At 53.0% G+C, this 11,869-nt stretch carries 10 protein-coding genes; 5 read left to right on the top strand and 5 right to left on the bottom strand.

Translation table 11 applies throughout. The annotated features are described in order from the left end of the window. Nucleotides 1–57: 57 nt before the first annotated feature. From I656_RS14050 to I656_RS14070, 5 genes are all read left to right on the top strand, one after another. A complete protein-coding gene (locus I656_RS14050) occupies nucleotides 58–699 on the top strand; it encodes a YigZ family protein (RefSeq protein WP_015375864.1) in 642 nt (213 codons plus the stop codon). A 102-nt stretch (nucleotides 700–801) separates the two neighbouring features. Beyond that, nucleotides 802–1,740: an LCP family protein gene (locus tag I656_RS14055; RefSeq protein ID WP_235048585.1), complete on the top strand. Its 939-nt coding sequence runs from the start codon at nucleotides 802–804 to the stop codon at nucleotides 1,738–1,740. A 238-nt stretch (nucleotides 1,741–1,978) separates the two neighbouring features. Continuing rightward, nucleotides 1,979–4,426, top strand: coding sequence for an SH3 domain-containing protein (locus I656_RS14060; RefSeq protein WP_013146447.1), 2,448 nt, complete (start codon nucleotides 1,979–1,981; stop codon nucleotides 4,424–4,426). Between the two features lie 218 nt (nucleotides 4,427–4,644). Then, the gene (locus tag I656_RS14065; protein ID WP_013146448.1) at nucleotides 4,645–5,322 is read left to right on the top strand and encodes an SH3 domain-containing protein; all 678 of its coding nucleotides are present in this window, start codon (nucleotides 4,645–4,647) and stop codon (nucleotides 5,320–5,322) included. A 3-nt stretch (nucleotides 5,323–5,325) separates the two neighbouring features. Continuing rightward, nucleotides 5,326–6,657 carry a SpoIID/LytB domain-containing protein gene (locus I656_RS14070; protein WP_015375866.1) on the top strand — a complete coding sequence of 444 codons (1,332 nt, stop codon included), beginning with the start codon at nucleotides 5,326–5,328 and terminating at the stop codon, nucleotides 6,655–6,657. A gap of 106 nt (nucleotides 6,658–6,763) precedes the next feature. On the opposite strand, the gene I656_RS14075 is transcribed toward I656_RS14070, so the two are convergent. From I656_RS14075 to I656_RS14095, 5 genes are read right to left on the bottom strand one after another with little or no spacing between them, the layout of a single operon-like run. Beyond that, nucleotides 6,764–8,020, bottom strand: coding sequence for a glycosyltransferase family 4 protein (locus tag I656_RS14075; RefSeq protein WP_015375867.1), 1,257 nt, complete (start codon nucleotides 8,018–8,020; stop codon nucleotides 6,764–6,766). Then, on the bottom strand, nucleotides 8,017–8,283 hold the full coding sequence (locus tag I656_RS14080) for a hypothetical protein (RefSeq protein WP_015375868.1): 267 nt from the start codon (nucleotides 8,281–8,283) through the stop codon (nucleotides 8,017–8,019). The genes I656_RS14075 and I656_RS14080 overlap by 4 nt, the downstream gene beginning before the upstream one ends. Next, the gene (locus tag I656_RS14085; RefSeq protein WP_015375869.1) at nucleotides 8,283–9,362 is read right to left on the bottom strand and encodes a glycosyltransferase; all 1,080 of its coding nucleotides are present in this window, start codon (nucleotides 9,360–9,362) and stop codon (nucleotides 8,283–8,285) included. Before I656_RS14085 ends, I656_RS14080 begins: the two co-directional genes overlap by 1 nt. After that, nucleotides 9,359–10,474: a glycosyltransferase gene (locus I656_RS14090; RefSeq protein WP_015375870.1), complete on the bottom strand. Its 1,116-nt coding sequence runs from the start codon at nucleotides 10,472–10,474 to the stop codon at nucleotides 9,359–9,361. Before I656_RS14090 ends, I656_RS14085 begins: the two co-directional genes overlap by 4 nt. Further along, nucleotides 10,475–11,863, bottom strand: a complete 1,389-nt coding sequence (locus I656_RS14095) for an O-antigen polymerase (protein WP_020753692.1) — start codon at nucleotides 11,861–11,863, stop codon at nucleotides 10,475–10,477. It lies immediately after the preceding gene. Between the last annotated feature and the right edge of the window lie 6 nt (nucleotides 11,864–11,869).

Here is an 11,869-nt window from a genome sequence, read left to right as displayed (position 1 = left end):
AAAAAATGAACAAAATTAAACCGTTTTCGCGTTTTTTGTATGTTGAGGTGTTTTGCTTTGTTGCAAACATATTACACGGTCAAAGGATACGGCGAACGCGAGATCGTGATCGAAAAATCACGGTTCATCTGCTATATCAATCGCGCTGAAACCGAGGAAGAGGCCGTCGCCTTTATTCAACAAATCAAGAAGAAGCATTGGGATGCCACCCACAACTGCTCCGCCTATTTGATCGGCGAGCATGACCAAATCCAAAAAGCGAACGATGACGGCGAGCCGAGCGGCACCGCAGGGGTGCCGATGCTTGAGGTGCTGAAGAAAAAAGGGGTGAAAGACACCGTCGCCGTTGTCACCCGCTACTTTGGCGGCATCAAGCTCGGCGCGGGCGGGTTGGTGCGCGCTTACAGCCGCGCTGTCTCCGAGGGGCTGAACGCCGCCGGCATCGTCGAGCGTCGGCTCATGCGCGTCATGCATGTCACGATCGACTACCCGTGGCTTGGGAAGGTGGAAAATGAGCTGCGCTCTTCCGTATATACTATTAAAAATATCCAATATGCCGACCGCGTCACATTTGACGTTCTCGTTCCCGAGGACGGCCAGTCTTCGTTCGGCGAGTGGATGACCGAACTGACAAACGGAAGGGCGGACATTCAGGCGGGAGCAATGGAGTATGCCGAGCGGCTGCTTTCGTCTTCCTAAAACGACACCGTAAAGGAAAGAAGGGTTAAACGATGAATCATACAAGAAAAACGGTGAAAAAGCGAAAGAAAAAAAAAGCGGCTCCGCCGATTCTTTTTGCTCGTGTTTCTTCTGTTGCTCGGGGGTGTCGGCGCCTTTGGCTACAATATTTACTCCGAGGCGAAACAGGCGTCAAGCAAAATTTATCAAGCGCTTGATCCATCAAGCAAGCCGGCAAGAAACATTGAGATGCGCAAAGACCCATTTACCGTTCTGTTAGTCGGAGTGGAAAACCAGTACCACGACGAGGAGGGGCGGTCTGATGTCGTCATGTTGTTGACCGTCAATCCGAAGACGAACAAAGTGTATTTGTTGAGCATTCCCCGCGATACGCGCGTTTACATCCCGAGCGAAGGGCGGAAAGACAAAATCACCCATTCTTACAGTCATGGCGGCATTCAATCGACGATTGCAGCCGTCAATGAGCTGATCAATGTTCCGATCGACTATTACGTGACGACGGATTTTGAAGGGTTCGAAAAAATTGTCGATTCCCTAGGCGGCGTCACGGTGGATGTTCCGTTCACATTCAAAGCTCAGCTGACAGGTTCGCTCAAATGGCATACGTTCCATAAAGGCAAACAAGAGTTGAATGGCAATGAAGCGCTCGCCTATGTGCGCATGAGAAAATCGGACCCCCGCGGCGATTTTGGCCGAAACGAGCGGCAAAAGCAAGTCATTCGCGCCATTATTGACAAAAGCACGTCCATCACCTCGCTGCCGAAGCTGGATGACGTCATCGCCGATTTAGGGGATCACGTGCGGACGAACATCCCTCCGTCCGAGTTGTTGTCATTCATCTACGTCTATCAAAAAATGAAAAACGCGGATGTAGAAAATTTGCATTTGAAAGGATACGACGAAACGATCAACGGCGTGTACTACTACATCCCGGACGAGCAATCGGTCAGCTCAATCAATGAAACGCTGCGGCAAGCGCTCGAGACGTCCAACGCCTCCCTCACGCGCAGCGATTCACCATCCACACAAAGCCAAAATTAACGATCACAAAGAAGGTGCTCCCAAACGCAATGGGGCGCCTTTTTCCATTTACAGCGTATCATGCCGCAATGATGATGAAAGAGCACAACCTTTCATGTCCTCTGCTTTTTTCTCTCTTTTTCAACAAAACTTTTCATTTTTTCTCATAATAGGACTGAATTCGGGTTGGATAAAACGGCAAAATTCGCTATGATAGTATAGAAAACACAAACTTGAGAAAAAGGGGGGGATCGAATCCTTGAAAAAAACGCTTCTTTCCGTCTTGTTGGCGACTTGCCCGCTATGGCCGTCAGCCGCCTTGGCCGCCGATGGAAGTCCTTCCTCATCCTCACCGACACTCATGGTCGCGGAGCATAACGCTTTGCTGAGGAGAGGAGCGACGGATTCCTATCAAATCGTCGAATCCATTTCCGCTGGCCAACAAGTAAAGGTCATCGACAAGTTCCAAAATGCTGCTGGCGAAACGTGGTATCGCATCGAATACAAGGGCATCACGGGCTGGGCGCGGGCAGACGACTTTTCTGAAGCGCATGTCTCTTCCGCCTTCCCTAACGTGATGTTCGCCAAGCAAGACTCGTTGCTGAAAAGAGGGGCAACCGATTCATATCGGGCCGTTGGTTCGATTCCCGCTGGCCAACAAGTGAACGTCATAGACGAGTTTCAAAACGCCTATGGTGAAACGTGGTACCGCATCGAGTACGGAGGCGTCACCGGCTGGGCGCGTGCGGACAGCTTTTCCAACCAACCGCCTTCCATGCTCGTCGGAAAGCGTGCGGTCATCGCCGCCAACGACATCGCGATGCGCAAGGGGGCATCCCCTTACTATCCGGTCGTAAAAACACTGTCTAACGGCGATGTCGTCTCCATCATGGCCGAGTTCACCAATTCGCTCGGGGAACAGTATGTGCGTGTGGAGTGGGCGGGAGTCAAAGGATGGGTGAAAACGGAACAGATCTACATACCCAAACAGCTTCCGACACTTTTGCCGACATTCATGAACGTTGTGCAGTCCTCCCCGGTTCGCCGCGGGGCGAGCGTCCATTACCGCGCCGTCGCCACAGTGTCACGCGGTCAATCTGTCAAAGTGATCGATTTGTTCGTCACAAATGGTCAGGAACTTTGGTACCGCGTTGATCTCGGACATGTCCGGGGATGGGTGTCGGAAAAAGTGTTGACGATGTCATCAACCATTTCGGTTCCAAGCGGTGTCTCGGATACGTCCAGCATCTCAGGCCAGCCGCTGACGGTCAGCGTGTCGGTCGCCAATGTGCGGCAAGCTCCATCTTTAAAAGCAAAAGTCGTCACCCAACTGAAAAAAGGAACCAAACTGAACAGCCTGTCAAGCGCCAAAGATGCGTCGGGAGCGCTTTGGTACAAAGTGTCCCTCAATGGAAAAACGCTCGGCTGGGTGCACGAGACGGTCGTAACCAAATCCTACCTTTCCCCACCAGCCAGCCAGGGGAAGCAAAAGCAGGTGACAACCGCTAATGCGGCGCTGTTTGCCGAACCTTCGTTGAGCGCCGCCGTCATCGAGCGGATTGCGAAAAACCGAACGGTCACGGTTTTGAAGACGACAGAAGCATCTCCGTTCGACTGGGTGCAAGTCACCTCTGCATCGGGGAAAACGGGATGGATGCCGGCGTTTGAAGTCAACGCCCCATCCTACGTATACGTCAAACAGGCGGGCACTCCGCTGCGCCGAGGCGCCTCTTCAAACTATCAATCGTTGAAGACGCTGGCAGCGAATGAGCGGCTTGCTGTCCTTTACGAATATCATGGATGGCTGAATGTCGAAACATCCAATGGCGTCCGCGGATGGGTGGAAGAATCGAGCACCTCTACCGTCGCCTTAAATAGTCTCGTGGAACCGACGTTTTCGACCATCAACGACAATGCCTATTTGACGTGGAAAAAAACGTCTAATTTCCGCGTCTCCTATTCGTTGTTGCCTGGCAATCGCCTGAAAATCACCGGCTCGTTTTCCTACGCTGAAGTCCCGTCGACCGACATTCCAGGCATCCAAACGGTGGAGTGGACGGGCAGCAGCCTGCTCATCACCTTTGAACCGGGGTACACGTTCACCCTTCGCCATTACAGCGACCGATTGGCGCTGAAAATTCTCGAGACCGGACTCAAGGGCAAAAAAATCATTATTGACGCAGGGCACGGGGCGCACGATACCGGGGCGATCGGCCCTGGCGGCACGCGGGAAAAAGATATTACGCTGGACACCGCCTTATTGCTAAAAGAAGAATTGGAGCGGGCCGGAGCGATCGTGAAATTGACGCGAAGCACCGACATCTTTTTGGAGCTGTCGGAACGGACATGGATCGCCAACAGTTCCGACTACGACGCCTTTATCAGCATTCACGCCGACTCGTACTCGCGGACATCTCGCGGAACGACAACGTACTACAACGTATCGAGCAACTTCAACGGGCCAAAAAGCGAGCAGTTGGCCGCCATCGTGCAAAAACATCTTGTCCAACAGCTCGGAACATATGACCGCGGCCATAAAACGCAAGACTTTTACGTCAACCGGAAAAACGAGCTGCCGAGCATTCTTGTTGAGCTCGCCTTCATCTCCAATCCGAATGAAGAGGCGCTGCTCAAAACGAAAGCGTTCCGCCAAAAAGCAGCCGTCGGCATTCGCGAAGGACTGGAAGAATACTTCAGCCAATTCTAGTTTGTTCACATTCGGAGAATAATAGCATGAGAAGGCCGATGATGCAACGGATATAAAGCTTTGGCAACGGTGTTTCTCAAGCTGGATAAACATGGCAACATCGCGTTTTCATTCCTTGCGATTCCTCATGAACCAAGCGAATCCGTTGTGTTTCACCGGCCTTTTAGGAAAGCTATTATTCTCCTTTCTTTCCATATCCAAAAACGGGGGAGATGAACATGATGAAACGAAAAGCCAAATGGGCCGTTGCTGCCAGCCTGGCGGTCGGAATGACGGCAGGCGCCCTCTTGTTTACGCCATCGGCGATGAAAGCATCGGAAGAAGTCGTGTTAGCGAGCGTCGACTGGGTGACGTCCCAGCTCAACCCGATGAAAAACGACATTGCCAACCTGAAAGCACAACTGGCCGCCCAGCAACAACAAATTCAACAGCTTCAACAACAACTTGCCAGCAAACCCGCTTCGCCTTCTTTGCCTTCTGTCGTCTATGTAGCGAAAAACAATGCGGCCGTCCGCAGCGGAGCGTCAACGAGCTACCGCGTCATCACTTATAAACAGGCAGGGGCTTCACTGCAAGTCGTCGGGGCGCACCTTACTTCCCAAGGACTTTGGTACAACGTCGTCCTATCTTCATCGCTGAAAGGATGGATCCATTCAGGCGATGTCTCGACATCCGCTGTCAGCAGCGACAGCACCAAGCACGTCATCGCCACGGCCGCGGTCAATATTCGAAAAGGAGCGACGACTTCTTATCCGATTATTGCGACCGTTCCAAAAGGGACAGAGATGGTCTATATCCAGCCGTTTACCAACAGCAAAGGAGAGAAATGGTACAACGTGCAGCTGTCTGACGGGCGGCGGGGTTGGATGGCCGCTGAATTTGGTGAGGTGAAGTAGACGGTGAAAAAACTAGCGTGGTTGGCCGTCGTCCTGTTTTGGCTCATCACCTCTCCTTCCGCCTCGAACGCCGCTGGGGTGAAAACGTACAACAATCCCGTGCAAGTCCTTTTATATAAAGGGGCATCGGTGACAGCCGCCGTCGAAGGAAACTATCAAATCGTCAATAAAGAGACGTTGACGATCACCCCGTTGCCAAGCGGGACAAATCTGACATTTCGGTCTTCCTCTTCGACCGTGTTTGTCACGTACAATGGAAAGACGGATTTTTCAAGCACCGGATTTACTATTCAAGAAACAATCGGCGCGGCGCCGTTGTCCCTTGTCAAGGTGAACCAAACGCGGTATCGGGGAAGCGTCGACATTCGCCTGCAAAACAGCGCCTTGTATGCTGTCAATATTTTAGATATGGAAGATTATTTAAAAGGAGTCGTGCCGAGCGAGATGCCTGCCTCTTGGCCGCTTGAGGCGCTGAAGGCGCAAGCCATTGCAGCCCGAAACTATGCCTATAAACATAAAACAAGTTTGACGACCAATCCAAACACACAGACGTATAAAGGATATGATGGAGAATCTCCCCGATCGAACGAGGCAGTGGATGCGACAAGAGGATTGTATCTTAAATATAATGGCAGTGTCATTGAAACGTATTACCACTCGACAAGCGGCGGCAGAACCGCCAACGTAAGCGACGTCTGGAACTCGTCGCAAACCGCCTACCCATATTTGGCGAGCGTCGATGACCCGTATGAATCATCGCCGTACAGCCGTTGGTCGTTCACCTTCTCCCCGTCTGTGCTGCTGCGTTCGTTCGGGCTCACCGATCCATCGGTTGTTTTATACGACGTCTCGATCACCAAAACCGGCGCGAACGGGGAAGTGGGGGCCGTCACGATTGAAACCTCGGCCGGCGAAAAAACGGTGAAAGGCAATGAAACGACCATCCGCAAACTGTTCCCGCTAGACGGCAATCAATTTTACGGCATCTTGCCGTCCAACTGGTTCGACATTCAAGTGCAAAAAAGCGGTCCATCCGTGTCGATTCAAACGACGAACGGCAGCATCGCCGCCTCTTCCTTGTCATCTTATTCTGTCCAAACAGAGAACGGAACGGTTTCGCTCGCCGGCGTCGAAGGAATCAAAGTACAAACAACGGATGGCATCATGCCGCTTTCCGCCTCGCCGTCAGGGGTCAGCTCGATCACCGTCACGGGAAAAGGCTGGGGGCACCGGGTCGGCATGAGCCAATACGGAGCAAAAGCATTCGCCGAGCGCGGATGGACGGCGGAGCAAATTTTAGAACACTACTTCCCCGGTGCTGAAGTCTCGTTCTAGCGACAGAGTCCATGATGTCATACGGGATTTTGCTCTCCACCTCGGCATCACGCGGGAACAAAAAAGGGCGTCCTTCTTTGTGAGCGGAACGCCCTTTCTTCTTTTTCTATTTTTCTGTCCATCTGACGGATTCACGTTTTGTTTCATCGCCAAGGGCGTGAAGCAAATCGTCGACAATGCGAATCCATGAGTATTGCTCCACCGCCAACTTGCGCCCATTTTCCGCCATCTTTTCGTATTCCTCTCTCGGAAGGCAAAGCAGCTCGAGAACCGCCGCGGCGATCTGTTCGGGATTTTCTGGAGGAGCGATTTTTCCGCAATGGTATGTTTCTAAAATCTCTGCGCTCTCCCCTTCGCCGCAATACAGCACCGGGGTTCCGGTGGCGATCGCCGGGAAAATTTTCGACGGCCTTGCTCCTTTAAACAAGTCGATGTTGCGCAGCGAAACGATGCTGTAATCGGTGATGGAGAAAATCTCCGGCATCTTCTCAACCGGAACGGATCCGTAAAACGTCACATTGTCAAGGCCAAGCTCTTCTTTTAACGCCATCAGCTTTTCCCGCTCTTGGCCGTCGCCGACAAACAGGAAATGCGCCCGTTCATCTTTCGCTTTGACGATGGCCGCCGCCCGCAGCACCGAATCGAGCCCTTGGGCGTATCCCATCGTTCCGGCGTACGTAAACACCACTTTTCCTTCGAGCCCTAATTCCGCGAGCAGCTTCTTGTTTTTCGGCAACGGGCGAAACACATCCGTGTTGACGCCGTTCGGCAATAAAAAGACATCTTCGGGCGCTTTCCCTTGCTCAATCATATAATCGCGAATGCCTTCCGTCGCGGCGGCGATTTTCCACGCCTTCCGGTATAAAAACAGCTCGAGCCATCTCGCCATTCGAATGAACAGCCGATTTTTCAAAATGCCGAGCTCAACGGCCGATTCCGGCCAAATGTCGGCGACGTTGAAAACAAACTTCGCCCGTTTCAACTTCGCACCCACGTACCCGGTGATCCCTAAAAACAACGGCGGGGAATTGCAAATGATCACATCCGTCGGCTTCGCTTTCACAAGCAGCGAATAAAACGAGCTGAACGTAAACGAAAAATACGAAGCGAGCCGTTTCCAAAAGCTCCCCTTTGGCGACGGATAAATCCATGTCCGATGAACGGGAATGCCGTCCCATTGTTCGAACAAATAAAACAGGCCGCGGTATGGCTTGGGGATGACGCCGTGCGGATGATGCGGGAACGCCGTGAGCACTTCCACTTGATGCCCCCGTTTGATCAGCTCTTTGCTCACCTCATACACACGAATTTGCGGTGCGCCTGTTTCCGGCGGGAAGTGTTGGCATAGGTACATGATCCTCATGGCCCGCTCCACACCACTTTCCCAAAAAATCGCAAACGAACGTTCCATTTCGAGCGCCAAGAGGCGAGCGCAAACGAGGCGTGGAAAAGGGGAAACGCCCCCCTGGCATCGTCCCGCTGTCCTTGGATGGATAATCGTTGCCGCGAACCGACGGTCATCATGAGCTTGCCAACGGAAAGCCGCCGGCTTCGCGACTTAGCCTCCGCTTTCGGCAACAAACGAGCACCAACCGCGGCGGCTGACATGACGGCTTTGTTCCTCATCAACTCCCTCCACCGCCTTTCAACGTTTGTTCATACAATCGGATCATGCGCATCGCATTTTCCGTCCAATCGTAATGTTCATGGACATGGTTGACGCCGTTTTCCCCCATTCGTTGCCGCAGCCTCTCATCAAGCAGCAGCCGTTCGAACGCCTCCGCCAGCTTTTCCGGACTGTTTTTCGGCACGATCAACCCCGTTGTTCCCTCACGAACGACTTCCGGCAGCCCGCCGACGTTGGAGACGACAACGGGAACGCCGCACGCCATCGCCTCGACGGCGGCAACGCCAAAACTTTCGCTGTCTTCCGTCGAAGGCACGGCGAAAATATCCATTTGATTGATATACAGCGGCACTTGTTCGTTCGGAACTTTGCCGGCAAACGTCGTCACGGATTGGATGCCGAGGCGGGCGCACAGCTCCTCGTATTCGCTCCGCTGCGGCCCGTCGCCGACGATCAACAGCTCCGTTTGCGGATGCCGCTCGTGCACAATGGCAAACGCCCGAATCAAATCGGCGATCCCGTACTTGTCGGAAAGAGCTTTCACCGTGCCGATCGTCACGGTCCGTTTCGGCTGTTTCGGCAACGGTTTGAAGCGGGCGACATCAACACCAAACGGCGTCACTTCGATCGGTTTGTCCGTATACTTTCCGGTTTCTTTCGCCATCACATGGCTTGTCGAACAAATGACATCCGCACGCTGGAATGTATATTCAAGCATCCGTCGGTTCCAACGATTGGCATTCGGAAACTGATACACGTCGCGCCCCCAGACGGAGACGTAAAACGGATGATACGAAGCAAGCGCCCCGATCAACCCGTAGCTGGAGGCATAATGGGCGTGCAAAATATCTGGTTGAAACGAAGCGAGCAGCCGCTTTAATGAAAAGACAGTGGAAAAATACGACAACTTCCCCGGCAGCCATTTCGGCAGCACGACTGTCTCGACTTCTTTCGCTTGCTCCGGCCCGTAATGGTCTTTAAACGTCACGACTTTCACATCAATGCCTTGCGTTTGGTAAAAGCGGGCCCACTTATGCGTATGGATCGATTTGCTTGGAGCCAATAAGGCGACTTTCATCGGAGGCCCCCCACCAACGTTTCTTTCACCTTTTCCACTCTCGCTTCCCACGAATGTTTCGCCATAAACGTCTGCGCAATGCGCAAGCGGCACTCCTCGAGCATGTCGGCCATCTTGGCGATCGCTTCTGCCATCGACGACGGGTTGTCGTCGCAAATGACGCCGTACCCATCCGCTTCAATCAACCGCTTTTGCGCTGAGCAAGCGGTGGCGACAATCGGCAGGCCGCTCGACAGATAGTCAACCAGCTTGACGGGAACGGAAAAATCATTATACTCGCTCCGCCGCCGCGGGATGAAGGCGAAATCCATCTCCGCATACAAACGGTCGAGCGCTTCGCCGCTGACGTGCTCGACGCGCACTTGCAAGGCGGCAAGCTCTTCTTTCACCGCAAGCGGCTGCCGCTCGTACTCGTCTTTTCGGCAGACGACGGTGAGCGAAACAAGCGGCTTGCGGCGGTTGGCCAAGCGAATCGCCTCAAGCAGGAGCAAAAGCCCATAGTCGGCATTGTTGATGCCGCCAACATAAATGGCATTCAGCGGCTGTTTCGCCGTCCCGAACCGCTGAAACGGCTTTTGCTTCCCACCCGGCGGCAAATCGACCATCGGGCGGCGGATCGCGACGTATGTTCCCATTTCGAGGCTCGGCAAAAAGATGACATCGCAGTACCGCTCGTAAAACCGTTCTTCCCAACGGTACATCATTTGCATGGCCGTTTTTTTCCAACCGCGGAGCGGATACAAATCAGGAAACTTCCAATAGACGTCGCGGTAAAAGACGCCGATCGGAACATTGCGGGCTTTCAAGTAGCGGAGAACGTCTCGGTCGACGAACGGACGTTGCGGCCGGTGTCCTGGGTCCGTGAGCCAAAGCGGAATCGTCTGGTTTTCCATATAGCAAAACCAGACATCATCGAGCTTGCCTTGGCTGCGGAGCTCTTGAAATTGCTTCTCCCGCTCGGCTGACGTGCCGGCGATCAGAAGAACGTCCACTCCCTCTTTCGCTCCCCAGCGCAAAAACGCTTGATGCATTTCATACGGCCGCAGCTTTGACCCGCTGTTTCGTTCCGCGGCGAGTGAAAACGGGTAATAAATCAATACGGTTTTCATCATTCATCCCTCATCGGTCATTCGCCTTTTCGTTGCAAACCATGCCCGTAAATCCCCCTGCACCCGCAGCCACAACGCCATTCCGCCAAACAATGCCACGAGCAGCACCCAGGTCGGATTGAACAAAAAATCGGTGAACCCACCGACGAGCGTGCGGGGGATGTTAATGGAAAAATAAACGAACAAACTTAAAAACAAAGGATTTTTTGGCAGCCGTAGAAACCCAATATACAACAGCTGCGTCACGACACCGACATACAGCGTGCCGATGACGATCCCCACATAACCGAAATTGGCATACGCCTCAGCGACAAAAAGGGTGTTCAACACTCCCCCTGTCCCGTCTTCAATCCGCTCTGGGAACACGTGCGCCATCACGAGGCGGGCGGAGCGGACATTCTCGACGTCAAACAACCCTGTTAAAATCGAGGGCAAGCTTTTTCCATAAAGAAATGGCAGCGCTTCGCCGAACAAATTCAAATGAAGAAACGTCGGCGCGATTTGCGCCAAAATCATGCGGCCGATCGGACCCTTGTTGTAAGACAAAAAGGTCGCAACATCTTGCACCCCTTGAATGACGATGTACATGCCGACGAGCACCGCCGCCCCCACTCCCCCATACAACGCCAATTTCGCCGCCGACAGCCTTGTTTTTCCAATGTAGATGCGAATCAGCAAAAACATCATCACGTAAAAGAAAATCGGCGATTTGGCCAAATCATACACATTGACGAACACCGCCCCGACAAACAGACAGATAAACAGCAGCTTCCACCGCCACTCGTGCGTCAGCTCGGCAAACAAATAAGCGATAAACGACAAAAGCGGCGTGAGCGTAATGGCAAAAATATTGCGAACGAGCACGTTTCCGGCAAAATGGCGCGACGCCTCAACACGCAACGCAGCCAAGCTCTCATCCGTCCCTGTCAAGAGCGCAAACACCGGAATCGTCGGCGTTTTCCAAATCATATATGCAATGGCGGCAAAACTGAGCAGCGACAGCGCCAAAAACGCATAAAACACTTGGCTGCCCGTCGCTCCAGCCAACGGAGAAAGCGGCTTTTGCAAATAGGCGCGAAACTCCTGCCTCGCTTCAAATCCGCACAGCCTTGAAACGACCACCATCGACAGCGGGAACACGATCATGACAAAGCATACGACAGCAAATCCAATCTGCCGGTATTCCTCAGGCCGAAACAGCTTGCGAATCATGTAGTAATCGTCCATCCCCAAGGCGATCAGCAGCGCGCCGATGAAGCTTGACAGAAGGAACGAGTAATAGTACACAATCGACACGAGATTCGGCGCCGTCAATGAAAGCGTCCCCGCTGCATAGCGAAACATCAAGGTGGAGGCGACAAGAACAATCAACCCAATCAACATGTCCAACATGCCGAC

Origin of the sequence: Geobacillus sp. WSUCF1 (assembly GCF_000422025.1) — a bacterium.
GTDB lineage: Bacteria > Bacillota > Bacilli > Bacillales > Anoxybacillaceae > Geobacillus > Geobacillus zalihae.
The sequence above is the reverse complement of the archived record's forward strand: the minus strand, read 5'-3'. Positions and strand labels throughout refer to the sequence as shown.